A 24,189-nucleotide genomic window follows, 5' to 3' on the forward strand; every position below is an offset into this window, starting at 1 on the left:
CCTACCTCGGCGGAACGTCCGGCCCGGTGGGCCAGCGCAGCACCGCGGCGACCTGCTTGCCCTTGGGGAGCACTCCCGGCGGGACGAGCAACACGCGCGCGTCGGTCAGGGCCGCCGCCCGCACGAGGGCCGACGGGGCTTCAATCTTGCCCAGCACCTGCCCGTTGCCGGGTTTTTCGCCCGCCGTGGCCACCCACGGCTCCTCGGTCAGCGCCAGCACCTTGTGGTCCTGGAGCGCCCCTGCTTCCAGCAGCAGGGTGCCCACCTGTGCCTGCTGCAGCGCGTTGACCACTTCGCCCAGGCCGGCGGCCGCCTCCACATGCTGTTGCCCCTGCAGCGTGGCCAGGCGCTCGAGGATGGTCTGCTGCTGCCGGGCCCACACCTCGGCGACGCGCTTGGAGATTTCGGTCCTGAGCGCCTCCCGGTCCGCGCCGCCGGTGCGGGTGTGCGAGTCGACGGTGGATACGATGGCGCGGCTGGCCTCGGCCAACTGGTCCACCACCAGTTCCCGGGCCCGGATGTCCCCGGCGACGATCAGCAGGCGGGCCTTGGTGGCGCGGACCACACGGTCGATCTCGACGGCGATTTCATCGGCATTCCGGCGCCAGATCTCATCAGTGCGGTGCTGGTACCGGCCCTGCGACCAGCCGCCGGTGGGGACCTTCTTGAGGTTTTCCCGTTCCCCCTCGACGGCCCGTTCTTCATCCACTGCGTCGCGGCGGGCATGCTGGAGGCGGATCTCCCCGCCGTCGCGCCCTACCTCGGCCACAACGTAGGGAAAATCGTCACCGCGGTGCCGCAACAGTGGAATGAGGTTCGGTATCAGTCCCACCTCGATCACCGGTGCGCCCTGCAGCGGTCCGGGCAGCACCTCGTTGAGCTCGATGCTGCCCGCGCGCACCAGCACGAACCTGCTGACGGGCGAGGGCAGCCCGGTGGCAGGGGCCACTGCCTCCTGGACCGCCGCCAAGTCAGCGTCCGCAGCCCCCTGCTGGTCCAGGGACTCGCGCACGCGCTCGGGCAGGACCTCGCCGGCCCGCAGCGTATCGACGGTTCCTGTGCTCGCGTCGACGTAGACAGTGATCCACGGACCTTCCTTCTTGAACAGTCCGGCATACGACTTGTTCGGTGCATGGGTCGTGTTGACCTGCTCGGCCATCGTGGTCTCCTTACCGGGTCGGCAACAGCCGGCAGCGGATCCGTCCCCCGGCCGTCCAGATGAACCCGCCGTTGCCGCGATCACCAAATAGAACCTGCTGGCGCGGACCAACAACCAGGTCCGCGGTGCATCAAAAGCGAATGAGTCACTAGCCGACGGTGGCGGTGCCCTGGCTAGGAGCCGCCGGCTTCGCTGTCCGTCCCGCCAGGAAGTGCCTGGACTTCGTGCTTGTCGCTGCCCCGTTCTGCCATCACGATCTCCTTCCGGCTCGGTGCCGGCCGCTCGCTTGTTGGGATCAGTGTTTTCACCGTAGCACCGGATCAGGTGTGCTTGAAGGGCCCCGGACCCAACCCACTCAGGCTGCTTGCCAATTGCCGGCGCTGATAAGGAAAGCGCCCTGCCCGGAGCCGGGCAGGGCGCTTTCACCGGGCTTGCACCCGCAGGGTCAGCGGGAGAGGAACTCCGCATGCTGGCGGTGCGCCTCGTCCACCTGGGCGCGGATCTTGTCCACATCCTTGGCCTTGTCCCGGTACTTCTTGTCCATCTGCACGATCTGGGCCTCTTCCTCCAGCAGCAGGTTGTAGACCCGCTCGCGCTCGGCGGGGTCCGCGGTGTAGGAGAGGTCCAGGTAGGACTCGGCGTGGCGCCGGGCGTTGTTGATCGCGGTCTGGGCCTTGCCCGCCTTGCTCAGCAGCGAGGCGACGATCGTGACGGCCAGGACGCCGATGATCACCGTCAGCGACTGGCCGGTGCTGATCTCGAAGACCGGCACGTGCTCGCCACCGTTGATGAACGGCAGGGTGTTCTCATGCAGGGCGTGGAGGACCAGCTTCACACCGATGAAGGCCAGGATCGCCGCCAGCCCGTAGGAGAGGTAGATCAGGCGGTCCAGCAGGCCGTCGATCAGGAAGTACAGCTGGCGCAGGCCCATCAGCGAGAAAGCGGTAGCCGTGAACACGATGAACACGTTCTGGGTCAGACCGAAGATCGCCGGGATCGAGTCCAGCGCGAACAGGATGTCGGTGCCGCCGATGGCCACCATGACCAGCAGCATCGGGGTCAGCATCCGCTTGCCGTTCTCGACCGTGAACAGCTTGTCGCCGTCGTAGTTCTGTGAGGTGTGGAAGAAGCGCTTGGCCAGCCGGATGATGAAGTTGTCGGCCTCGCCGCCCTCATCATCGCCTTCGGGCTTGAGCAGGTTGCCGGCGGTGATCAGCAGGATCAAGCCGAAGAGGTAGAAGATCCAGGAGAAGGAGTTGATCAGCGCTGCGCCGAGGAAGATGAACCCGGTGCGGGCGATCAGCGCGAAGACGATACCGAATAGCAGCACCTTCTGCTGGTCCTCGCGCGGGACCTTGAAGCTGGCCATGATGATCAGGAACACGAAGAGGTTGTCCACGGACAGGGCCTTCTCCGTGATGTAGCCGGCGAAGTACTCGGAGCCCATCGCGGAGCCGCCGAACACCCAGACCAGCACACCGAAGACGATGGCGATCCCGACGTAGAGCGAAGACCACACCGCCGCTTCCTTGAGCGAGGGTACGTGGGCCTTGCGGATGTGGAAGAAATAGTCGAACGCCAGCAAGGCGACGATCAAGATAATGGTGATGCCCCAGACCAGGGGTGAAACAGTCATCTGTCCATCTTTCGTAAGGAGGGTAGCGGCCATTGCCGCAAGTCTCTCCTCCGGCCTGCCGGCCGGACGCTGCACCCGGCAGGGCATCATCGCCCCACGTGTTGACGGGTACAGCGCTGTGGGATACTCCCTTACGCTGTGCCCATCCTAACCGGTGCCCGGACGGAATCCGAAATCGGTGCAGCCGTGTCCGGCCGGCAGGCCGCGGATTCTCCCTGTGCAGATCCGCGCGCCCGGCGTAGCCTAGGACAAGCGGCACGATCGGCCCCGGGCGGTCGGAAGTGTCAAAACCGCATGACTGCGCTTCCTGGCAGCACCCGGTTCCGCGGGCTGCCGAGGCATCACGGAATACTGGCACCCAAGCTCAGGACAGCAGCATGGCAAGCTCGTCGATTTACAGCGGATCCTCCGGCCGGGAAGAAGGTGCGCACCCTTGGTGGGCCGTTGCGCTGGGCGTCGTCGGCTTGCTCCTGCATGGCGGTTCCGCCCTGCTCTACGTCTCGGCCAGCCTGATCGCACCGCTCTACGGCGTCTTCGTCCTGCAGCTCGTGTGGATCATCCTGCTGGTGGCCGGGCTGCACCTGATGCGGCGCAGCCCGCCGCTGACCCTGATCGTGCCCGCGGCGTCGCTGGCGGCTTTGGTGGTGCTGGCCTGGTTCGGCGGCACGTTCCTGGGCTGGGGCCCGGCGATGCATGGCTGAGGCGGCCGGGCCCGCCTCGGCTGCGCCGCTGCGCGTGGCTACCCTGGATGGCAGCTACTTCCCGCCGTCGAAAACCAGCATGCTGCTGGACTTTGCCGCCAAGGAACTGGGCCGGCACCGGCGGATCAGCCGCACGGAAATCAGCGTCGCCGAGCTGGGCCCGGGCTTCACCTCGGCGCTGTCCCGGGCAGAGCTGGCGCCCGAGGTACTGCAGCGGCTGCGCGCCTTTGAAACCGCCGACGTCGTGATCGCCGGCAGCCCGGTGTACCAGGGCTCCTACACCGGCCTGTTCAAGCACTTCGTCGATTTCGTGGAGCAGGGAGCGCTGGCAGGGACCCCGGCGCTGCTGGTGGCCGACGGCGGCAGCGACAGGCACCTGCTGATGATCGACCACGAACTGCGCCCGCTGTTCGCCTTCCTGCAGGCCTTCGTAGTGCCCGGTTCCGTCTTCGCCGCGGCCGGGGACTTCGACGGCCTGGTGCTCGTCAATGCCGGCCTGCACAAGCGCGTGCGCAAGGCCGTCGCCGGCCTGCTGCGGCTGCTGTGACCGGCGGCCGGGATCAACCGGAAGTCCGGGGCGGCGCGTCCGCAGGGTCCGACGTGGCCTGTCCCGCATCGGTGCCGGCGTCCGGCCCAGCATCAGGCCGGGGAGCCGAACGGCCTTCGACCAGCTTGAGTCCGGCCACGCAGACGACGATGCCGGCCAGGAACAGGATCTTGGCCGGACCCACCTGCTCCCCGCCGAGCAGCACGCCTGCAGCCACCGTCAGCACGGCGCCCAGCGCGGTCCAGACGGCATAGGCGGTCCCCAGCGGCACACCGCGCATCGCATAGCCCAGACCAACCATGCTCAGCACCCCCGCGGCGGCGAACACCACGGTGGGCACGGGCTCGGTAAATCCTTGGGACAGGCCCAGCGCGGTGGCCCAGACGGCCTCCAGCACGGCGCTGGCCAGCAGCACGGCCCAGTACACCGCTACCCCACCGCCTTGAGCCCGACCACGCAGCCGATGATGCCGGCCAGCAGCACCACCTTGATGAGGGATGCCTTCTCGGCGCCGGTAACCATGGCGACGGCGGCGGTCAGCACCGCGCCGATCCCCACCCAGACGGCGTACGCCGTCCCGACCGGGATGGCGGTCATCGCAAAGGCGAGGCCGGCCATGCTCGCGGCCAGCGCCGCGACGAACAGCACGCTCGGCCACAGCCGGCGGAAGTTGTGGGAGGCGGCCAGGGCAGTGGCCCAGACGGCCTCCAGCACGCCGGAGCAGACCAGCACGATCCATTCCATGAAAGGTCCTTTGGCCAGTCTTGTCGCGCACCGGGTACTGAACCGTCGTCCGGGGGCCGGCAGCCGGCCCTGCCTCAAATCTAGCAAATCACCCAGCGGCGTCCGCCAGGGCCGGTGCGGCGATGGGCCCGCCCGGCCTGCCCGGCCTGCCGGGCAACGCGCTCGGCGCTAGACTCGGGCCATGGCCTTGCCCACGGTCTCGGTAGTGGTGCCCTGCCTCGACGATGCGGGGCCGCTGGCAGTGTGCCTCGCGTCGCTGGCGGCACAGGAGGACCCCGTGCTGGAGGTCATTGTGGTGGACAACGGCTGCCGCGACGGCAGCAGGGCCGTGGCCGCCCGGTTCGGGGCCAGGATCGTCCGGGAGCCGCTGCGGGGCATCCCGGCGGCTGCCGCTGCCGGCTACGACGCCGCCCAAGGCGAGATCATTGCCCGCTGCGATGCCGATTCCGTGCTGCCGCCGGACTGGGCCGGCAGGATCGGCCGGCAATTCGCCGCGGACGGCAGCCTCGCCGCGCTGACCGGCCCGGGCAGGTTCTACGGTCTCCCCCGCCCGCTGGCCCGGCCGCTGTCCGCGCTCTACCTGGGCTCGTATTTCCTGGCCATGGGCGCAGCTCTGGGCCACTGTCCGCTGTTCGGGTCCAATCTGGCCTTGCGCCGCTCATGCTGGCGCGAGATCCGCGGCCAGGTGCACCGCAGGGATGCGGAAATGCACGACGACGTCTGCCTGAGCCTGCATCTGGGACCCCGTCGGCGGATCCGGTACGACAGCGGACTGCGGGTGGGCATTTCCGTCCGCGCGGTAACCGGCGCGGCGAACATCCGCCGCCGGTTCCGGCGTGCTTTCCACACCCTGGCCGCGCACTGGCCGGAAGACTACCCCTGGCGCCGCTGGAGCCGGCGCCGACCCGGCAACGGCTGCCCAGGCAGCCGGGGAGGCAGCCATGACTGAACAAAAAACCGTACTGGTGACCGGCGCAACAGGCTATATCGGCGGCCGGCTCGTGCCCCGGCTCATCGCCGACGGCTACGGGGTCCGGGTGCTGGTCCGGTCGCCGTCGAAACTGCTGGCAGTGCCTTGGCACGACGAGGTTGACATCGTCGAAGGCGACCTGGCGGATCCGGACGCCGCTGCCAAGGCCTGCGAAGGCGTGGACACACTCTTCTACCTGGTGCACTCGATGGGTTCGGGCGCCGGGTTCGAGGAGAAGGAACTGGCCATGGCCCGCACCGTGGCAGCAGCTGCCGCCCGTGCACAGGTCAAGCGGATTGTCTATTTGGGCGGGCTGCACCCGGAGGGCGTGGCGCTCTCACGGCACATGCGCTCGCGCACGGCCGTCGGACGGGTGCTGCTCGACGGCGAGGTTCCCGCCGTCGTCTTCCAGGCCGGTGTCGTGATCGGCTCCGGCTCGGCCTCGTTCGAGATGATCCGGCACCTGACCGAAAACCTGCCGCTGATGCCGGCGCCCAACTGGGTCAGCCGGCGGATCGAACCAATAGCGGTCCGGGATGTGCTGCATTACCTGCTCCATGCTCCCGGCCTGCCGGAAGGATTGAACCGCACCTTCGACATCGGCTCGCGCGAGATCCTGACCTACGGCGGCCTGCTGTACGGCTATGCCCATGAAGCCCGGCTGGCGCCACGGCGGATCTATGCCCTGCCGGTGCCGGCGCCCCGGCTGGCCGGCTGGTGGGTGGCGCTGACCACGCCGATCCCGCACTCGATGGCGGTGCCGCTGGTCGAGTCGCTGCAGCATGATGCTGTGGCCGCCGAACACGACATCGACCGCTACATACCGCTGCCACCGGGTGGCCTGACCGGCTACCGCAAGGCGGTGGAGCTGGCCCTGGGCAGGATCCGCAGCGGCGAAGTGGAGACCAGCTGGTCCAATGCCTCGGGCAGGCCGTCCTCGGAACCGCTGCCCAGCGACCCTGACTGGGCCGGCCGGACCGTCTATGTGGACGACCGGCAGCGGCGCAGTCGGGTGCCGGCGGCCTACGTCTGGCAGGTCATCGAAAGCATCGGCGGCGGGAACGGCTGGTATTCGTGGCCCGCGGCCTGGGCCATCCGGGGCGTCCTGGACAAGCTGGTGGGCGGCGCCGGGCACAACCGCGGCCGGCGGCACAGCGGCCGGCTCGGCATCGGCGACGCGGTGGACTGGTGGCGGGTCGAAGATATCAACAACGGTCCGGAAGGGAAGGTGCTGCGGCTGCGGGCGGAAATGAAGGTCCCCGGGGATGCCTGGCTGGAGCTGTCCGCCCTGCCCGACGGCACCGGCACCACCTACCGGCAGCGGGCCATCTACTTCCCCAAGGGGCTGGCCGGGAAGGCATACTGGTGGCTGGTGGCGCCCTTCCACGGGCTGATTTTCCCATCCATGGCCAGGAACATCCTGCGCCGTGCCGCGGACCTGCAGCACGCTTCCGCCGCGGCGCCTGGCTAACCGGCGGCCGCGTACCAGATCAGCAGCAGGGTCACCAGGAAGCCGGTGGCGTAGTTCAGCCACAGGAAGCGCTTCCAGCCGGCATTGCTGCGCGCCGCGTCCGCATCGGCCAGCCGCCGGAACGGCCAGATATTGGCCAGGTACGGCACGGCCAGCAGCGCCGCCAGCGCGCCGGGAAATCCGGTCAGCAGCATCAGCAGGCCGGCCGCGGCGTAGGCGGCAAGGGCGAACCTGACCGTGGCGGCCGCGCCGAGCACGGTCGCCACCGAGCCCACGCCCGCCTGCCGGTCCGCGCCGATGTCCTGCACCGCGCCGAAGGCCTGGCTGGCCACGCCCCACAGGAAAAATGCCGCCAGCACCGCCCACAGCCCGGCGGTAAAGTCCGCACCGGCCAGGACCAGGCCGAACAGCGCGGGGCTGACGAAGTGGAAACTGGAGGTTGCCGAGTCCAGGAACGGCCGTTCCTTGAACCGCAGCCCCGGCACGCTGTACGCGGCCACGGCGAACAGGCTCAGCACCAGCACCAGCCCGGAGGCCCAGCTCCCGGCGGCCAGCAGGTACAGGACAAAGGGCAGCGGCAGCAGCACGGCGGCTGCCAGCGTGGCCCGGTGCAGTGGACGCTCCAGCACCGCACCCTCAACTCCGCCCTTGCGGGGATTGAGCATGTCGGACTCGTAGTCGAACACATCGTTGATGCCGTACATCGCCAGGTTGTAGGGCACCAGGAAGAACAGCGTTCCCACCACCAGCGGCAGGTCCACGGTTCCGGCGGCGAGCAGGTAGGCGGCGGCGAACGGGTAGGCCGTATTGACCCAGGAGACCGGCCGCGAGGACAGCAGCAGGTTGGCGGCCACGGCGCGGGTGCGCAGTTCAGTCATCGTCTCGTCCATCTTTCACCGGCAGCAGGGTCCACAGCGCTGGCAACAGTATGGCGGCCGCCAGGATGTAGGAAAAATCCTCCAGCGGGGCCAACCCGATCCGCCAGCCGGAAATATGCCCCTGACTGTAGCCGAACAGGCCGGCCGCAATCATCAGGTTGTCGAACAGGGCCGTCAGCACGCACAGCACGGCAAAGGCCAGGCCCGCCGCCCGCCACCGCCGGCCGGCGGCCGCAGCCTCGCCGGTCCGCCGCCGCTGCACGGCTCCCGCGGCCAGCGCCACCGCCGCGGCCACCGCCAGGAAACCCAGGTTGAGCAGCCAATAGGTCATCGGTTCCCCGTCCGTGCCGCCGGGGCCCGCGCGGCGGGCGGCACGAAGGAACCGGTCCGGAGCCGGCGGCTGAGCAGCCGGTAGAGGTTCATGGCCAGGTAGCACAGGAAGGCCAGGAAGAACACTTCCTCCAGCGGCAGTTCCGGGGCCAGCATGATCCCGGTCATGTACTCCGACCGGCCGCGGTGGAAGATCCCCAGTGCTATCCCGCTCAGGTCCCAGACCAGGAAGAACGCCAGGCCTGCTGCCAGCACGATGCCGGCCCGGACCGGGGCAGCCCGGAAGAACAGCACCAGCCGCCAGTCCAGCACGGCCATCCCGGCCAAGGACACGGCCAGGCAGCCAAGGTAGACCAGCGGCGTCACCGCGCGGCCCCCGCCCCGGGCACGCCGCCGGCCCGCGCACCGGCAGCCGGCAGCGGCTCCGGCAGCGCCGTCGTCGAGGTGTCCCCGAGCAGCCGCTTGAGCATGATCTCCGCGCTGATCAAACACATGGGCAGGCCGATGCCGGGAATCGTGCTTCCGCCCGCGTAGTACAGGCCCTCCACTTTGCGGCTCTTGTTGCTGCCGCGCAGGAAGGCACTTTGGCGCAGCACGTGCGCCGGTCCCAGCACACCGCCGCGCCAGGCGTTGAAATCGGCCGCGAAATCGGCAGGTCCTACCGTCCGGCGCACCCGGATGCGGCCGGCCAGGTCAGGGATCCCGGCCCACTGGGCGATCTGCGCGATGACGGTATCGGCCAGCGCCTCGAGACCGCCGTCCCCGCCGCCGGCGACGCCGCCGCGGCCCAGCCCCGGGTCGGCGGGCAGCGGCACCAGCACAAAGAGGTTCTCGCAGCCGGCGGGGGCCGCGGCCGGATCCGTGGCACTGGGCCGGCAGACGTAGACCGAGGCCGGCTGGGGCACCGTGGGGGCCTTGCCGAAGATGGCCCCGAAGTTGGCGTCCCAGTCCCGGGTGAACAGCAGGTTGTGGTGCTGCAGCTGGGGCAGCGTGCCGTCGACACCGAGCATGATCAGCAGCGCCCCGGGCCCGGGCACCCGCCGGCGCCAGTAGCGTTCCGGGTAGGTCTGCAGCGGCCGGGGCAGCAGCGCGGTTTCGGTGTGGTGCAGGTCAGCGGCGGAGACCACGGTGCCGGCGGCCAGGATCTGCCCGGTGCCGTCCAAGTCCCGGTAGCTTACCCCGGTGACCCGGTGCCGGCCTGCGGCCGGCTCGGTGAGAATGCCTTCCACTTCGGCCCCGGTCACGATGCGTGCGCCTTCGGCTTCCGCCAGCGCCCGGACGGCTTCGATCACCCGGGCGAAGCCGCCCCGGGGGTAAAGCACCCCGTCGTCCAGGTCCAGATGGCTCATCAGGTGGTACATGCTGGGCGTGAGCTTCGGCGCGGAGCCGAGGAACACCGCCGGATAACCCAGGATCTGCCGCAGCCGCCGGTCCCGGACAAAGCGCGCCGTGAAGGCATCCAGCGGCTGGAGCAGGAGCCGGGCGAGCAGGGGCAGTCCGCGCAGGACCCTGGGGGCCAGCAGCGGGCGGAATGAGGCGAAGGAGGTGTAGAGGAAATACTCCTTGGCCAGCTCGTAGGTGCTGCGGGCCGAATCCAGGTAGCTGCCCAGCCGGGCACCGGCCCCCGGTTCCAGCCGCTCGAACAGTTCCTGGTTGAGCCGCCGGTCCCGGCGGATGTCCACCGGTTCCGGCCGGCCCTCGAAAAACACCCGGTAGCCCGGATCCAGCACCGTCAGGTCCAGCTGCTCGTCCGCCGAGGTGCCCAGGAGCTTGAAGAAGTGGTCGAAGACCTCCGGCATCAGGTACCAGGACGGCCCGGTATCGAAGCGGAACCCGTCCAGTTCCCAGCTGCCGGCCCTGCCGCCGACCTGCCGCTGCTTCTCCAGCACCGTCACCGCGTACCCGGCACGGGCCAGCAGCGCGGCCGAGGCCAGGCCGGCGATGCCCGCGCCGATCACGACGGCCTGTGTCCTGCCGGCCGGACCGGCGCCCGCCGTCACCGGGTGCCCTTCTGCAGAAGCAGCTGGGCGATCGGCTGGCGCAGCCGGCCGGGGACGGACGGCCGGGGCTGCTGTCCGTACCATGCTGCCACTGCCAGCCTGAGCTTCACCGGCCCCGGGACCCGGACCCGGCGCTGGAGCAGTTCGCGGGCCGGGGTCCGGCGCAGCCGGCGGCCCAGCTCGGCGAACAGCGCGTGGACGGCGGCGACGGCGGAGCGGCTGCCGGGCGGCAGTTCGCCGATCACGGCCGCGGCAGCGGCCAGGTCGGCATCGATGCCGTCCAGGACTGCGGCCTTCTCCGCCTCGCCGAAGGCCTGGACCGGCATGCCCGGAAAGTAGCTGCGGCCCAAGGTGCCATAGTCCTCGGCCAGGTCCCGCAGGAAGTTCACTTTCTGGAAGGCGGCACCGAGGCGGCGGGCACCGGCATCGAGCCGGGCCAGCCGGGCAGCGGGCAGGTCCGCGCCGTCCAGGAAGGCGCGGACGCACATGATGCCGACCACCTCGGCCGATCCGTAGACGTACTGCGCAAAACTGTCCGGCGTATGCGCCGCCTGGGTCAGGTCCGCCCGCATGGACGCGAAGAACGGACGGATCAGCTCCGGGCCGATCCCCACGGTCCGCGCCGTCTGGGCGAACGCATGGACGATCAGGTTCGCGCTGTAGCAGCCGGCGACGGCGGCCAGCGTCTCGCGCTCCAGCCCGTCCAGGCATCCGCGGGTGGCCTCCGGAGCGTCGCCGCAGCCGGCGCTGGCGCCGTCCACGATTTCGTCGGCGATCCGCACCAGCGCGTAGATGTTCTCCACATGGCGGCGGACCGGCTTTTCCAGCAGCCGGGTGGCGAGCGTGAATGAGCTCGAATATTTCCTGATCACGAGGGCGCAGGCTTCCTGGGCCACCTCGCCGTAGAGCCGGGCCTGGGCGTCCGGGCCGGTCACCGGGACCGCCGCACTGCCTGCTCCAGCAGGTCCACCAGGTCGGTGCGCAGCCCCGCCGGCAGCCCGGCGGCGGCCAGCCGGTCCCGGGCCCGGGCCGCGTAAGATTCCGCGAGGTCCTCCACGTAGGCGCGGGCGCCGCAGGATTCGAGCAGGCGCCGGATCAGGGCTACCTCCCGGGTGCCCGGCGCGCCGGCCAGCAAGGCTCTGATCCGCGGCCATTCCGGACAGTTGGAGGCATACGCCAGCAGCGGGGTGTACTTGGCTTCGGCCAGGTCTCCCGCCGCCGACTTGCCCGTCACCTGCTCGTCCCCGAAGGTACCGAGCAGGTCATCGACCAACTGGTAGGCCGTGCCCATCAGCCGGCCGACGCCGCCGAGCAGGTCCGCTGCGGGTTCGCCCGCTCCGGCCAGGAGGGCTCCGGCGCGCAGCGGCAGTTCGAAGGAATACACGGCCGTCTTGAGCAGGGACATCTGCAGCACATCGCGCAGCGCCGGAGGCGGGGACATCGTCGGAAACTCGATGTCCAGCAGTTCCCCGCCGGCGGAGGCGAAAACGGCCTCGTCCAGCAGTTCCAGCAGGCGCAGGCGCAGCGGGGCGGGCAACTCGGCGGCCGCCACGAGGCGGAAAGCGCCGGACAGCGCCAGGTCGCCGGCAATGATGGCGGCGCTCTGCCCGCGGTGCTCCGCTGCCGGCGCGGCCAGGCCCTGGTCCTGTGCGCTGTCCCGGTAAACGCCGGCAATGTTGGGCACACCCCGGCGGCGGAAGTCGCGGTCGATCACGTCATCGTGGATGACCAAGGCTGTATGGAGCAGTTCGAAAGCCGCCCCGATCCGGGCCGCGGCGGCGGCGTCGTCGGTGCCGCCGAACCCCCGGTAGGCTGCCAGCACCAGGGCCGGACGCAGCCGTTTTCCGCCCGCGGTGGACGCCCGCAGCCCGCGCCAGAGCCGGATGTACTCAGGGCTGATGGCTGCCGCTTGCGCTTCGGCCCGGTCGAAGTAGTCCCCCAGCTGGGCGTCCACCGCCCCGGTCCGCACCGGGGATTCCGATGCCCCGTCACGTACTACCTCCGCAGGCCTTGTACCCATGGCCATCAGTAAACACCAATATCTCTCGAAGTTCGAGAGATATTGGTGTTTTCGAGGTCAGGCTGCCCCGCTGCCGCCCTCCTCGGCCAGGCCCTTGTGCCGGGCCCGCACCATGGCGTCCCGCAGTTCCTGGATGAAGGCCGAAAACATCCTGACCTCTTCCTCGGAATGCTGTTCCACGACGGCGAGCAGTTCGTCGACCATCGGAGCAAAAATCTCGAATCCCCGCTCCCGGGCGCTGTCCGTGGCCTCCAACTGGACCTGCCGGCGGTCCGTCTCGCTGCGCCTGCGGTTCATGTGTCCGGTCCTGCCCAGCCGGTCGATCAGCGCCGTGGTGGCCGCCGAACTCAGCGAAAGCGTCGACCCCAGGACACCGGGAGTGATCTGGCGCCCCTCCCGGGCCGCATCGAGCACGGCCGTCACGGCATTCAGGTCGGTGCGGTGCAGGCCGTGCCGGTGGCCCATCGCTTCGATGTAGCGGTCCGTCTCCGTGGTGAAGCTCTGCAGGATCAGCATCAGGTCCCTGCCCGGGTAATCCGCTCCGGGATGTCTCGGCATAATCCCTATGCTAGACCTCGCCCCGCCGCCCTCCGGCCCGCTGCGTCATGAGCCGGGACCGAAAATGAACTCCTCGGCGTGGGCCACCGCCTTCTTGAACGAATCGTTGCGCAGCGCCGTTTGCCCGGCATCGTCACCGGATTCGACATACTGGGTGTAGCCCGGACGCAGCACCCAGATGCCGCCCGCCGGCGGCAGGTAGAAGACGGCAAAGGAACGGTTCTTCCCGTCATCCTGCCAGACAGGAACGACGGCGACCGCGGCACCGGTATCGACATTGATCCACTGCGCACGGGGCCGGGGCTGGTCCTCGTCGTAGACGCTCGGATCCAGGAACGGCGCGGTGCCCTCCCCCCAGCGTTGCTCGAACCGCTCGTGGAAGACGGGAAACAGGTTGTAGTCGTAACGCCGCCAACTGCTGTTCGCGTTCCCGCTCATGTTGCCGTGCACAGCGGCCCTCCTTTCGAATCAGTCCAGTCCCGGGCCGCGGTGCGGCCACCAGGGGAACTGGCGCCGCAGGAAGTATTCCAGCAGCGCCTCGACCTCCAGCACCGGGAAGTCCGGTACTCGAGGCCTCCCGGCAGTGCCGCCCTGCTGCGGTGGCCAGTCCAGCAGGAACGGCTCCTGCAGTTCGCTGCGCAGCGGTGACGGCGCCGTTGCCCGGTCATACTCGGCCCGACGCTCCGGATCACCGAGCACCTCATAGGCTTCCATGACCGCCTGCAACTGCCGCCGCACTTCCGCAGCCTCCTCGTCCCCGGACCCGGGCTGCAGATCCGGATGCAAGGTACGCAGCAGGCGCCGGTAGGCACTGCGGATCTGCCCGGGGGTGGCGGTCCGGTCCACCCGCAGGACGGCATACAGATCAGGTAGTCGGCTGTTCATCAGGCCCCCCTGCCGCAACGGTCCGCCGGCGCGTACCGGATGCCGGCTGCCGCCCGGCGCTTCGCCACCCGTACGGCAGCCGGCACACCACCGGAATCCGGCACGGCCGTCAGGCGTTGATCTCCTGCCGCTGCCCGCCCGTGGCAATCTCGATCTTGCGCGGCTTTGCCCGCTCGGCGATCGGAATCCGCAGGCTCAGCACGCCGGCGTCGTACACTGCCTTCACATTGGCGGTATCCAGCGTGTCACCCAGGATCAACTGGCGGCTGAACGTTCCGGTCGGCCGTTCCGCGGCGACCATCTCCGTTCCTTCGGCCGCCTTGCCCTTCCGCTCCGCGTGGACGGTGAGCACGTTGCGCTCGATATCCAGGTCGATCGATGCAGGATCGACGCCCGGCAGGTCGAATTCGACGACGAACTCCTCGCCGTCACGCCAGGCGTCCATCGGCATCGCCGCCGGCCGGGACGGGGTTCCGAAGACCTGCTGGGTCAGCCGGTCGAGCTCCCGGAACGGATCAGTTCGCATCAACATGGTTGCCTCCTTCAGTCCTCTAACGTCAGCATATCTGCATCTGCTGACGCAGATATTATAAATCCATGGGGTAAGATTCCTGCAAGTGGAAATTTTGCCAGCCAGGAAAGAGGCGACAGTGGACTCCAAGGACTCCCCCCGCTCCTCGCGCGGGGTCTACGGCATTTCCGTCGCGGCGGACCTGGTAGGCATGGCGCAGCCGACCTTGCGGCTCTACGAACGCAAGGGTCTGGTGGAGCCGGAACGGACCAGCGGCGGCACCCGGCGGTACAGCGACGAGGACCTCGAGCGGCTGAGGCGGATCGGCGAACTGGTCGACGCCGGGGTGAACCTGGCCGGCGTCGACCTGGTCCTGCACCTGGAGGCGGACAATGTCCGGCTCAGGCAGGACCTGGCCGAGGCCAGACGGCCGGACCGGGAAGAACACAGGGAGGAAGCGGAGGAATAGGCAGCCTTTGGTTGCCCGCATCAACAAAAGTGTCCCAGCTTACACGCCCGGATGCCGTTCGTATGAAAAAATGGACTATGCGTCCTATGCAGCACTCCAGCAAACTCCAGAACGTCCGGTATGAACTGCGCGGCCCCATCCTGCAGGCAGCCAAGAAAATGGAGGCCGCCGGCCACCGCATCCTGCGGATGAACCTCGGGGACCCCGCACCCTTCGGGCTGGAGGCGCCGGAATCCATCGTGGTGGATATGATCCACCACCTGCGCGAGGCGCAGGGCTACAGCGATTCCAAGGGCATCTTCTCCGCCCGGACCGCGATTTCCCAGTACTACCAGACCCGCGGGCTGATGCAGATCGGCGTGGAGGACATCTTCGTCGGCAACGGCGTCAGCGAGCTGATCTCGATGACACTGCAGGCCTTCCTGGAAAACGGGGACGAGGTGCTGATCCCGGCCCCGGACTACCCACTGTGGACTGCCTCGGTCACGCTCTCCGGCGGCCGGGCCGTGCACTACCTGTGCGATGAAGCCAACCACTGGTGGCCGGACATGGCGGATGTGGCGGCCAAGATCACCGGCCGCACCCGCGCCATCGTGCTCATCAACCCGAACAACCCCACCGGCGCCGTCTACCCCCGGCACATCCTGGAACAGTTCGCCGACCTGGCCCGCGAGCATGACCTCGTGCTGTTTTCGGACGAGATCTACGAAAAGATCCTCTACGAGGATGCCGTGCACATCCACACCGCGGCCGTCGCCGACGACATCCCGGTGCTGACCTTCAGCGGCCTGTCCAAGGCTTACCGGATGCCCGGCTACCGGGCCGGCTGGGTGGCCGTCAGCGGGCCGCGGGCCGCCACCGCAGCCTACCGCGAATCCCTGGAGCTGCTCGCCTCGCTCCGGTTGTGCGCCAACGTGCCGGCCCAGCACGCCATCCAGACCTCGCTCGGCGGCTACCAGAGCATCGGGGACCTGGTGAAGCCGGGCGGCCGGCTGCGCGAGCAGCGCGACCTGGCCTGCCGGCTGCTCAACGAGATCCCCGGCGTCAGCTGCGTCCCGGCGGCCGGTGCCATGTATCTTTTCCCGCGGCTGGACCCCGAGGTGTATCCCTTCACCGACGACGAGAAGTTCGTCCTGGACCTGCTTGAGGACCAGAAGATCCTCGTCTCCCACGGCACCGCTTTCCACTGGCCGACGCCGGACCACTTCCGCTTCGTCATCCTGCCCTCCACCGACGACATCGAGGAGGCGGTGCGCCGGGTAGCCGCGTTCCTGGCGGTCTACCGCAGGAAGGCCGCGGCCCAAACACCGGTCGAAGCTGCCGCCGGCTGAGTCCCGGCCCTCGGGCACGGCGCACTTTCACTGCGCAACATGTTGCGCAACAAAAGGTACGAAACGCCGTGTTTACCGGGAAAGGTAGGCGATGTTCACAGTTGGATGCGAGACTGCTCTCACACCGTATGCGACCGGAGGATTCACTATGACCGCAAACGCTCAGGAAAACAACGCCAACCGACTCAAAGCCGTGCTGGACAGCCTGGCCCAGGCCGGGGAGGGATCGAAGCTGGGCGGCAGCGCAGTGCTGGCCGAAGCCATTGCACGCTTTCCGCTGAACGGGCAGGAAGGCGAACTGCTCTCCGGAGGTGTTCCCCGGGGCCACAAGACGCTCACCAGCGCCACCACGAAGCTGGTCAAGGCCGGCTGGCTGGTCAAGGGCCGGGGCGGCTGGAACATCACCGAGGACGGGCTGCGTGCCACCGTCGCCTTCCCGGATGCGGCATCCCTGGCCGCCGCGCTGGCGGACGGCACCCCGGTGCCCGCAGGGACCCCGCTGCCGGAGCCGGTGCCCGCCGAGGCTCCCGAAGCCGAGGCTGCCGCCGTCCCGGCGGAGGCCGTGCAGCTGGTGGAAGCGGCCGATCTGGCGCAGGCCGTCGAGCTGGTGCAGGCCGTGGCGGAGGAATCCACCGCGACGGGACCGGTGGATGCCGCCTTCCCGCAGCCTGCCGCCGTCGCCCTGGCCGGTGACTTCGGCACGGCGCTGGGCTGCCCCGAGGACTGGCAGCCGCATTTCGACGAGGTCCAGATGACCCTCGATCCGAACGACCAGCTGTGGAAGCTGACCGCCGAACTGCCGGCGGGCTTCTACAGTTTCAAGGCGGCACTGAACCGCTCCTGGGATGAGAACTACGGGGCCTTCGGCCAGCCCGACGGCGCCAACCACGAGCTGCACCACACCGGCGGCCCGATCACCTTCCGGTACGACCACCGGACCAAGGACGTCACCGCCAGCGCGTCCTGACCTGGCTTTAACTGAAGCGGGCGGGGGCACTGGCCCCCGCCCGCTTCAGTTAAAGCCATTTGTTGTGCTTGAAGGCAAGATAGAGGCCCACGGAGATGGCGACCATCATCGCCAGCGCCAACGGATACCCCCAGTCCCAGCGCAGTTCGGGCATGTTCCGGAAGTTCATGCCGTAGATGGCGCCCACCAAGGTCGGGGCGAAGAGGATGGCCGCCCAGGACGAGATCCGTTTCATGTCCTCGTTCTGACGCTGCGCCACCAACGTGGCATTGACCGTCAGCGCGTTCTGCAGCAGGGCGCGGAACGCGCCGGCCCGGTCCGCGACGCGGAACACATGGTCATGCACGTCCCGCAGCCGCCGCTGCAGCTCCAGCGGGACATGGTACTTTTCCGCCCCGCGTGCCAGCGCCGCCAGCATGGGGTCCAGCGGCTGGGTGGCCCGCTCGAAGGCCAACACTTCGCGGTGGAGCTCGTAGATCCGCCGGGATACCTCCGGGTCGCCGCGGAAGAGCTCGTCCTCGATTTCGTCAATGTCGTTCTCCAGTCCCGCCACCACGGGGGAATATTCATCCACCACCTGGTCCAGGATGGCGTACAGCACGGCCTGCGGCCCCAGCGCCAGCAGTTCCGGATTGTCTTCCATCCGCTTGCGCACCTGGGCCAGGTTCGGGGATTCCGCGTGCCGGACGGTGACCACAAAGTCCAGGCCGATGAAGACGTGCAGTTCGCCGAACTCGACCACCTCGACGTCATCCAGGTAGCGCGCCGGACGGAGCACCAGGAAGAGGGTCTCGCCGTAGCGCTCCAGCTTGGCCCGCTGGTGGCCGGTGAGCGCGTCCTCGACGGCAAGTTCGTGCAGCCCGAATTCCTGCTGGACCGCCAGCACGTCCGCCACCTCCGGCCGGTACAACCCGATCCAGGCCATTCCCCCGCGCTCCCGCATCAGTTCAAACGTCTCGTCCAGGCTGCCCGGGCTGTCCGTCCGCCTTCCGCCGACGTAGATGCCGTTGTCGATCAGGGTCATGCTCAGCACTCCTTCGAATCCGGGCCGGACTGCAAACGCCGGATACTGGACAATCTACTGCCCCGGATGCCGGGACATTAATTCGGCGTGAACAACCTGCCGGTTCCGTTGCGGGCCCGCCGCGGCTCGGGAATCCTTAAGGTCCGGACTCATCCCCGGGCCCTGACAACCTCGGGAGGACCCATGACCGAGCCGCCCCTTGAAAGCTGGGACCTGCTCCCCGGAACCCTGGTGGAAATCCGCCGCGCCGGCCGGCCGGTGCAGACCGGACGCATCGACGCCGTCACCGTCAATGCGGACGTGCTCTGGCTGGCCGCGAACGGCATGCATCCAAGGCGGCTGTTCGAAAAGGCCGAAGGCTACGAGGTGTGGCCCGTGCGGACGGACTGACCCTTCCGGTTGCCGGAGCCGGCGGCTAGCGTGGAGCCCATGGATTGGAAGCTTGAACTCGTGTTCGTTCCGGTCACCGATGTGGACCGCGCCAAGAGGTTCTACGCCGAGCAGGTCGGCTTCCACGCCGACCATGACCACACCGTCAGGCCCGGCCTGCGTTTCGTCCAGCTCACACCGCCCGGCTCGGCCTGCTCCATCGCCCTGGGCGAGGGACTGACCGAGATGGCCCCCGGATCCCTGAAGGGCCTGCAGGTCGTCGTGCCGGATGTGGCCGCCGCGCGCGAGGAGCTGCTCGGCCGGGACGTCGAGGCCAGCGAAGTCGACGTGCAGGAGTGGGGTTCGTTCGTCACCTTCGCGGACCCGGACGGCAACACCTGGACGCTGCAGCAACTGCCCGCCCGCGGCTAGCACCGGCCATGGCAGACGAACGGCTGACGGCAACGGTGTCCGGCCGGGTGCAGGGAGTGGGATTCCGCTACTGGACGCGCGGCCAGGCCGAACTGCTCGGACTGGACGGCCTGGCCGAGAACCGCCCGGACGGAACCGTGCGGATCACGGCCGAAGGCCCGCGGCAGTCGCTCGAGCGCCTGGTGTCCCTGCTGGAGTCCGAGGCACCGGGTCGGGTGGACCGGGTGGACGCCTCGTTCGCCGAGGCGACCGGCCGGTTCCGGGACTTCGGCGTCGGCTGAGCCACCGCGGCGCCGGCGCCCCGTGGCGGCCAGGGGATCCTGGTGGCACAGTAGGAGGAGAGCCAGTCCGCCTGACTTCCACGGTTCAAGGAGGTTCCCATGGCATCATCGGCACCGGTTCCCTCCGGGGGCGGCACCGCCACGGCGCCGCCGAAGAAGGACAAGACCCACTTCCTGTACATGGCCGTCATTGCGGCGGTGGTGCTGGGCGCCATCCTCGGCCTGGTGGCCCCGGATTTCGCCCAGGCCCTCAAGCCCCTGGGCACCGGCTTCATTGCCCTGATCAAGATGATGATCGCCCCGATCATCTTCTGTACCATCGTGCTGGGCGTCGGGTCGATCGCCAAGGCCGCCACCGTGGGCAAGGTCGGCGGCCTGGCCCTGCTCTACTTCATGATCATGTCCACCTTCGCCCTGGCCATCGGACTGGTGGTCGGCAACCTGATCCACCCCGGCGAGGGGCTGAATGTTTCCGCCAGCCCGTACGACGCCGGCGGCAACGGGGAGGCCACCGGCACGGTGGGCTTCATCCTGGGCATCGTTCCCGCCACCCTGCTGTCCTCGCTGACCGAGGGCAATATCCTGCAGACGCTCTTCGTGGCCCTGCTGGTCGGCTTCGCGGTACAGAAGATGGGTCCGACCGGCCAGCCGATCCTGCGCGCCATCGGCTACCTCCAGGCGCTGGTGTTCCGGATCCTGATCATGATCATGTGGCTGGCCCCGATCGGGGCGTTCGGCGCCATCGCCGCCGTCGTCGGCGAAACCGGTTTCGCCGCGATCCTCAGCCTGGCCACGCTCATGATCGCCTTCTACATCACCTGCATCCTGTTCATCATCGTGGTGCTGGGTTCGCTGCTGCGGGTGGTCGCCGGTGTCAACATCTTCCGGCTCATGCGCTATCTGGCCCGGGAGTACCTGCTGATCTTCTCCACCTCGTCCTCCGAGGCGGCCCTGCCCCGGCTGATCGCGAAGATGGAGCACCTGGGGGTGTCCAAGCCGGTGGTCGGCATCGTGGTGCCCACCGGATACTCGTTCAACCTGGACGGCACCGCCATCTACCTGACCATGGGCGCCCTGTATGTCTCCGATGCGCTCGGCAAGCCGCTGTCCCTGGGCGAGCAGATCTCGCTGCTGGTCTTCATGATCATCGCGTCCAAGGGCGCCGCCGGGGTCAGCGGCGCGGGACTGGCCACGCTCGCCGCCGGCCTGCAGGCCCACCGGCCGGACTTGCTGGACGGCGTCGGAATCATTGTCGGCGTCGACCGGTTCATGTCCGAGGCCCGGGCGCTGACCAACTTCACCGGCAACGCCACCGCTACCGTGCTGATCGGCACCTGGACCAAGGAAATCGATCCGGTCCAGGTGGAGGAAGTGCTTTCCGGCCGGCTGCCCTTCGACGAAACCACGATGACCGATGACCATATCGGCGCCACCGGGCCTGCCCCGGCGGCCGAGGCGCCACCGGCCCGGGAACAGTTGCCGGAGGTCGGGGCAACGCCCCGGAAGGATGGCGCAGGCCCGGGCCGCTGAACACCGGGGCTGGGAGCGGCGGCAGCGCGGGTGTAGCTTTGGCTCGTGCTCGAACTGTTCAATGCGTTCAAGCGGGTGCTCATCGGCCGGCCCTACCGGAGCGAGCGGCTGGCCCACACCCTGCTGCCCAAGCGCATAGCCCTGCCGGTCTTCGCCTCGGATGCCTTGTCCTCCGTGGCCTATGCGCCGGACGAGATCCTGCTGACCCTGGCGCTGGCGGGCGTCTCCGCCGTCGTCCTGGCGCCCTGGGTGGGACTGGCCGTGATGGCCGTGCTGCTCACCGTGGTGGCCTCCTACCGGCAGAATGTGCATGCCTATCCCTCGGGCGGCGGCGACTACGAAATTGCCCGGGAAAACCTGGGCAGGCCGGCGGCGCTGACCGTCGCCTCGGCCCTGCTCGTGGACTACGTCATGACCGTGGCGGTGTCCATGTCCTCGGCCGCCCAGTACCTGATTACCGCGGTGCCCGCCCTGGACGGCTATGCGGCAGCCATCGCCGCCCTCGGCGTGATCGTGCTGGTGATGGTCAACCTGCGCGGCATCCGGGAGGCCGGAGCGGTGTTCGCCGTGCCCGCCTACATCTTCATGGCGTCGATCCTGGGTATGACGGCAGTCGGCGTGTTCCAGGCCGCCACCGGCACGCTGCGCCCGGCCCCGTCCGCTGCGTTCACCATTGTTCCGGAGGCGGGGATGGAAAACGGCCTGGCGGGACTGGCCGGAGCCTTCCTGCTGCTGCGCGCCTTTTCCTCGGGTGCGGCGGCACTGACCGGCGTCGAGGCGATCAGCAACGGCGTGCCCAACTTCCGCAAGCCCAAGAGCCGCAACGCCGCCACCACGCTGCTGCTGCTCGGCGGCATCGCCGCGTCCATGCTGGCCGGCATCCTCTTCCTGGCCAGCCGGACCCAGGTCCATCTGGTCCAGGATCCGGCCACCGATCTGCTGCTCGACGGCAAGCCGGTCGGCAGCGGCTACATCCAGCACCCGACGATCAGCCAGTTGGCCGAAACGATCTTCGGCGATGCCTCCATCCCGTTCTACATTGTGGTGGCGGCGACCGGCACCATCCTGGTCTTTGCCAGCAATACCGCCTTCAACGGCTTCCCGGTGCTGGCCTCCATCCTGGCCGGCGACGGCTACCTGCCGCGGCAGATGCACACCCGCGGCGACCGGCTGGCCTTCAGCAACGGCATCCTCGCCCTGGCGGTGGGCGCGCTGGTCCTGATCCTCTCGTTCGACGCCGACGTCACCCGGCTGATCCAGCTCTACATCGTGGGGGTATTCGTATCCTTCACGGCCAGCCAGCTGGGCATGATCCGGCATTGGAACCGGCAGCTGCGGATCACCCGGGCCGGCCCGTCGCGGCGGCGCATCCTCAGGTCCCGGACGGTGAACAGCATCGGGCTGGGCATGACTGCGACGGTGCTGGTGATCGTGCTGATCACCAAGTTCGAACACGGGGCCTGGATCGCGCTGGTGGCCATGGCCGGCCTGTACCTGACCATGACAGCCATCCACACCCACTATGCCCGGGTGGCCGTGGAGCTGGCCGTCACGGCTCCGGAGGAGGACAGCGCGGGCCCCGGAAGGGTGCATGCGGTGCTGCTGGTCTCGCAGGTGCACAAGCCAACCCTGCGCGCGCTGGCCTATGCCCGCGCTTCCCGCCCGGACCGGCTCGACGCGGTCACGGTCAATTTCGACGACGCAGCGACGCACCGTACGCTCGCGGCGTGGGAGGCGCTGGGGCTGCCCGTCCCGCTGACGGTGCTGGCCTCGCCGTACCGCGAGACTCTCCAGCCGATCCTGGACTACCTGCGGACCATCCGGCGGGAGGACCCGCGGGCACTGATCGTGGTCTACATTCCCGAGTACGTGGTGGACAAGTGGTGGGAAAACCTGGTCCACAACCAGACAGCCCTGCGGATCAAGACGCGGCTGCACTTCGAGCCCGGGGTGATGGTGGCCAGCGTGCCCTGGCAGCTGGCTCCGGCGGGACCGGCCGGCGGCTGAAGCCGGCGGCCGGGACCTGGTTGCCGGACCGGAGACCATGGACCGGCAGGGGGTCTGTTGCCGCCCACTTCCATACCCTACGATTGAGGAACACCGCGGGGGCGCGGTGGACGCACCGGAGGAGTAATCCTCCTGAGGGATGTCACCTGAGGGGATAACAGCACGTCCGGTGTCCGCTGGGCGGGACGGCCGGCAGGCCGCTCCACACCACGGAGCCGGCGGACCGGCCGCGCAGGCCGGACCGCCGACATGACGGCTGCGGGCATGCTGCCCGCGTCCTAGGCATCGGCGAGTTGTGGGGAAGCAGTTGGCATCATGAAGAGTTCCGTAACTTGGCGCCTGCTGACCATGATCGCAGGCGTGCTCCTCGCCCTCACGGCAGGGATCGGCACGGCCGCGGCAGCCGAACTCGACGCGGCAGCCCGCTCCGGAATTTCCCTGAGCGTCTCCGGCAAGGGCAGTTACACGGTCTGGGGCAGCGGCTATGTGGCGAAGACGGTCCATGTCTGGGTGGTGAACACCGATACGGACCGCGCGGTGAGCGAAAGAACCCTCAGAACCAAGGGCGGCTCGTTCTCCTTCAGCGGCAGCGGACTTAAATGCGATGCGCGCTACCGGGCGGTCAGCTTCAGCAAGCAGGACGGCTGGAACGAGAGCAGCAAGGTCCACGTGAAGTGCTGATCCGGTACCGGTAACGATTCAGGACCAGTCGGTACCGGGTTCCATGCAACAGCACACGCGGAACTATCATGGATCCATCACTCTCGCAACCTTGAGGTGGTGCAGCATGAGGAAATTACCTGTGTGGCTGGCGGTCCTGCTGCTTGCCGCAACCCTGGGGCTGGTGGCACCAAGCACGGCCAGCGCGGCCCCCTACTGTGGGATCAACTGGGGATCGCAGGCCAAGTCTGCCTCCCCCATGGTCCGGTCACCGATCATCAACGTCCGTTCCGGTCAGCATCCCTGCTTCGACCGGCTGGTGGTCGATCTCAAGGGCAAGGCGCCCGGCTATACCGTCCGCTACGTCAAAGCGGTCTACGCCCAGGGATCCGGCAAGAAGATCCCGCTGCGCGGCGGCGCCTTCCTTGACATCACGGTCAAGGCTCCGGCCTACAACAGCGCCGGGCACGCGACCTATTCACCGAAACACCCCAAGGAACTGGTCAACCTGGCCGGCTACCGGAGCTTCCGGCAGGCGGCGTGGGGAGGCAGCTTCGAAGGGATCACCACCATCGGTCTGGGCGTCCGGGCCAAGCTGCCCTTCCGGGTCTTCACCCTGAAGGGCGCGAACAACGTCTCGATGCTGGTCATCGACGTCGCGCACCGCTGGTGAGCAGCCCGCCGGCGGGCCCCCCGGGCGGGGGGCCCC

Annotated in this window: 29 protein-coding genes and 1 riboswitch; of the genes, 14 read left to right on the forward strand and 15 right to left on the reverse strand. The window is 68.7% G+C overall.

Features of this window, described 5'->3' with window-relative positions; all coding sequences use genetic code 11:
• Position 1: 1 nt before the first annotated feature.
• Both LVY72_RS23420 and LVY72_RS23425 read right to left on the reverse strand, forming a co-directional pair.
• The gene (locus LVY72_RS23420; RefSeq protein ID WP_237827292.1) at positions 2 to 1,159 is read right to left on the reverse strand and encodes a baeRF2 domain-containing protein; all 1,158 of its coding nucleotides are present in this window, start codon (positions 1,157 to 1,159) and stop codon (positions 2 to 4) included.
• A 445-nt stretch (positions 1,160 to 1,604) separates the two neighbouring features.
• Positions 1,605 to 2,795, reverse strand: coding sequence for a TerC family protein (locus tag LVY72_RS23425; protein WP_237827293.1), 1,191 nt, complete (start codon positions 2,793 to 2,795; stop codon positions 1,605 to 1,607).
• Between the two features lie 377 nt (positions 2,796 to 3,172).
• Between LVY72_RS23425 and LVY72_RS23430 the strand changes: the two genes are divergently transcribed.
• Both LVY72_RS23430 and LVY72_RS23435 read left to right on the forward strand, forming a co-directional pair.
• Positions 3,173 to 3,496: a hypothetical protein gene (locus LVY72_RS23430; RefSeq protein WP_237827294.1), complete on the forward strand. Its 324-nt coding sequence runs from the start codon at positions 3,173 to 3,175 to the stop codon at positions 3,494 to 3,496.
• On the forward strand, positions 3,489 to 4,043 hold the full coding sequence (locus LVY72_RS23435; RefSeq protein ID WP_237827295.1) for an NAD(P)H-dependent oxidoreductase: 555 nt from the start codon (positions 3,489 to 3,491) through the stop codon (positions 4,041 to 4,043). The genes LVY72_RS23430 and LVY72_RS23435 overlap by 8 nt, the downstream gene beginning before the upstream one ends.
• 13 nt (positions 4,044 to 4,056) lie before the next feature.
• Here LVY72_RS23435 and LVY72_RS23440 read toward each other — a convergent pair whose 3' ends face one another.
• Together LVY72_RS23440 and LVY72_RS23445 are read right to left on the reverse strand one after the other, a co-directional pair.
• Positions 4,057 to 4,470, reverse strand: coding sequence for a DMT family transporter (locus tag LVY72_RS23440; RefSeq protein ID WP_237827296.1), 414 nt, complete (start codon positions 4,468 to 4,470; stop codon positions 4,057 to 4,059).
• Positions 4,471 to 4,472: 2 nt separating this feature from the next.
• Entirely contained in the window at positions 4,473 to 4,787 is a 315-nt protein-coding gene (locus tag LVY72_RS23445) for a DMT family transporter (protein ID WP_237827298.1), read from the reverse strand.
• Between the two features lie 9 nt (positions 4,788 to 4,796).
• Positions 4,797 to 4,860: riboswitch (guanidine-III (ykkC-III) riboswitch) on the reverse strand.
• Between the two features lie 108 nt (positions 4,861 to 4,968).
• Here LVY72_RS23445 and LVY72_RS23450 point away from each other — a divergent pair.
• A complete protein-coding gene (locus tag LVY72_RS23450) occupies positions 4,969 to 5,736 on the forward strand; it encodes a glycosyltransferase family A protein (protein ID WP_237827300.1) in 768 nt (255 codons plus the stop codon).
• The gene (locus tag LVY72_RS23455; RefSeq protein ID WP_237827302.1) at positions 5,729 to 7,228 is read left to right on the forward strand and encodes an SDR family oxidoreductase; all 1,500 of its coding nucleotides are present in this window, start codon (positions 5,729 to 5,731) and stop codon (positions 7,226 to 7,228) included. The genes LVY72_RS23450 and LVY72_RS23455 overlap by 8 nt, the downstream gene beginning before the upstream one ends.
• Here LVY72_RS23455 and LVY72_RS23460 read toward each other — a convergent pair.
• The 10 genes from LVY72_RS23460 to LVY72_RS23505 form a co-directional block, all read right to left on the reverse strand.
• A complete protein-coding gene (locus LVY72_RS23460) occupies positions 7,225 to 8,106 on the reverse strand; it encodes a prenyltransferase (protein WP_237827304.1) in 882 nt (293 codons plus the stop codon). The genes LVY72_RS23455 and LVY72_RS23460 overlap by 4 nt on opposite strands.
• A complete protein-coding gene (locus tag LVY72_RS23465) occupies positions 8,099 to 8,437 on the reverse strand; it encodes a lycopene cyclase domain-containing protein (RefSeq protein ID WP_237827306.1) in 339 nt (112 codons plus the stop codon). Before LVY72_RS23465 ends, LVY72_RS23460 begins: the two co-directional genes overlap by 8 nt.
• Positions 8,434 to 8,802, reverse strand: a complete 369-nt coding sequence (locus tag LVY72_RS23470; protein WP_237827308.1) for a lycopene cyclase domain-containing protein — start codon at positions 8,800 to 8,802, stop codon at positions 8,434 to 8,436. The genes LVY72_RS23465 and LVY72_RS23470 overlap by 4 nt, the downstream gene beginning before the upstream one ends.
• Positions 8,799 to 10,520, reverse strand: coding sequence for a phytoene desaturase family protein (crtI, locus tag LVY72_RS23475; protein ID WP_372463772.1), 1,722 nt, complete (start codon positions 10,518 to 10,520; stop codon positions 8,799 to 8,801). Before crtI ends, LVY72_RS23470 begins: the two co-directional genes overlap by 4 nt.
• Complete coding sequence (locus tag LVY72_RS23480) at positions 10,433 to 11,371, reverse strand: phytoene/squalene synthase family protein (protein WP_237827310.1); 939 nt, start codon at positions 11,369 to 11,371, stop codon at positions 10,433 to 10,435. Before LVY72_RS23480 ends, crtI begins: the two co-directional genes overlap by 88 nt.
• Positions 11,368 to 12,456: a polyprenyl synthetase family protein gene (locus tag LVY72_RS23485; RefSeq protein ID WP_237827311.1), complete on the reverse strand. Its 1,089-nt coding sequence runs from the start codon at positions 12,454 to 12,456 to the stop codon at positions 11,368 to 11,370. The genes LVY72_RS23480 and LVY72_RS23485 overlap by 4 nt, the downstream gene beginning before the upstream one ends.
• A 57-nt stretch (positions 12,457 to 12,513) precedes the next feature.
• A complete protein-coding gene (locus LVY72_RS23490) occupies positions 12,514 to 13,014 on the reverse strand; it encodes a MarR family winged helix-turn-helix transcriptional regulator (RefSeq protein WP_237827312.1) in 501 nt (166 codons plus the stop codon).
• Between the two features lie 45 nt (positions 13,015 to 13,059).
• Positions 13,060 to 13,452: a hypothetical protein gene (locus LVY72_RS23495; RefSeq protein WP_237827329.1), complete on the reverse strand. Its 393-nt coding sequence runs from the start codon at positions 13,450 to 13,452 to the stop codon at positions 13,060 to 13,062.
• Between the two features lie 30 nt (positions 13,453 to 13,482).
• On the reverse strand, positions 13,483 to 13,899 hold the full coding sequence (locus LVY72_RS23500; RefSeq protein ID WP_237827313.1) for a J domain-containing protein: 417 nt from the start codon (positions 13,897 to 13,899) through the stop codon (positions 13,483 to 13,485).
• A gap of 109 nt (positions 13,900 to 14,008) precedes the next feature.
• Positions 14,009 to 14,431, reverse strand: a complete 423-nt coding sequence (locus LVY72_RS23505; RefSeq protein ID WP_237827314.1) for an Hsp20/alpha crystallin family protein — start codon at positions 14,429 to 14,431, stop codon at positions 14,009 to 14,011.
• Positions 14,432 to 14,516: 85 nt separating this feature from the next.
• On the opposite strand from LVY72_RS23505, the gene LVY72_RS23510 reads away from it, so the two are divergent.
• The 3 genes from LVY72_RS23510 (at position 14,517) to LVY72_RS23520 (ending at position 17,177) form a co-directional block, all read left to right on the forward strand.
• A complete protein-coding gene (locus tag LVY72_RS23510; RefSeq protein ID WP_237827316.1) occupies positions 14,517 to 14,879 on the forward strand; it encodes a MerR family transcriptional regulator in 363 nt (120 codons plus the stop codon).
• Positions 14,880 to 14,956: 77 nt separating this feature from the next.
• Positions 14,957 to 16,210 (forward strand): pyridoxal phosphate-dependent aminotransferase, encoded by a 1,254-nt coding sequence (locus LVY72_RS23515; protein ID WP_237827318.1) that lies wholly within the window; start codon positions 14,957 to 14,959, stop codon positions 16,208 to 16,210.
• A gap of 148 nt (positions 16,211 to 16,358) precedes the next feature.
• Positions 16,359 to 17,177 (forward strand): pullulanase X25 domain-containing protein, encoded by an 819-nt coding sequence (locus LVY72_RS23520; RefSeq protein ID WP_237827319.1) that lies wholly within the window; start codon positions 16,359 to 16,361, stop codon positions 17,175 to 17,177.
• A gap of 49 nt (positions 17,178 to 17,226) precedes the next feature.
• Here the strand turns inward: LVY72_RS23520 and corA are convergent, their stop codons facing one another.
• Positions 17,227 to 18,201 carry a magnesium/cobalt transporter CorA gene (corA, locus tag LVY72_RS23525; RefSeq protein ID WP_237827320.1) on the reverse strand — a complete coding sequence of 325 codons (975 nt, stop codon included), beginning with the start codon at positions 18,199 to 18,201 and terminating at the stop codon, positions 17,227 to 17,229.
• A 183-nt stretch (positions 18,202 to 18,384) separates the two neighbouring features.
• Between corA and LVY72_RS23530 the strand changes: the two genes are divergently transcribed.
• The 7 genes from LVY72_RS23530 (at position 18,385) to LVY72_RS23560 (ending at position 24,153) form a co-directional block, all read left to right on the forward strand.
• Positions 18,385 to 18,591, forward strand: a complete 207-nt coding sequence (locus tag LVY72_RS23530; protein ID WP_237827321.1) for a hypothetical protein — start codon at positions 18,385 to 18,387, stop codon at positions 18,589 to 18,591.
• Between the two features lie 39 nt (positions 18,592 to 18,630).
• A complete protein-coding gene (locus tag LVY72_RS23535; protein WP_237827322.1) occupies positions 18,631 to 19,002 on the forward strand; it encodes a VOC family protein in 372 nt (123 codons plus the stop codon).
• 8 nt (positions 19,003 to 19,010) lie between these two features.
• Positions 19,011 to 19,283 (forward strand): acylphosphatase, encoded by a 273-nt coding sequence (locus LVY72_RS23540; protein ID WP_237827323.1) that lies wholly within the window; start codon positions 19,011 to 19,013, stop codon positions 19,281 to 19,283.
• Between the two features lie 99 nt (positions 19,284 to 19,382).
• Entirely contained in the window at positions 19,383 to 20,813 is a 1,431-nt protein-coding gene (locus LVY72_RS23545) for a cation:dicarboxylate symporter family transporter (protein WP_237827324.1), read from the forward strand.
• Between the two features lie 45 nt (positions 20,814 to 20,858).
• Entirely contained in the window at positions 20,859 to 22,820 is a 1,962-nt protein-coding gene (locus LVY72_RS23550) for an APC family permease (protein WP_237827325.1), read from the forward strand.
• Positions 22,821 to 23,135: 315 nt separating this feature from the next.
• Positions 23,136 to 23,501 carry a hypothetical protein gene (locus LVY72_RS23555; RefSeq protein ID WP_237827327.1) on the forward strand — a complete coding sequence of 122 codons (366 nt, stop codon included), beginning with the start codon at positions 23,136 to 23,138 and terminating at the stop codon, positions 23,499 to 23,501.
• A 106-nt stretch (positions 23,502 to 23,607) separates the two neighbouring features.
• Positions 23,608 to 24,153, forward strand: coding sequence for an AMIN-like domain-containing (lipo)protein (locus tag LVY72_RS23560; protein ID WP_237827328.1), 546 nt, complete (start codon positions 23,608 to 23,610; stop codon positions 24,151 to 24,153).
• Positions 24,154 to 24,189 lie beyond the last annotated feature (36 nt).

The sequence above is a fragment of the Arthrobacter hankyongi genome, assembly GCF_022012395.1.
In the GTDB taxonomy this organism is placed as follows: domain Bacteria; phylum Actinomycetota; class Actinomycetes; order Actinomycetales; family Micrococcaceae; genus Crystallibacter; species Crystallibacter hankyongi.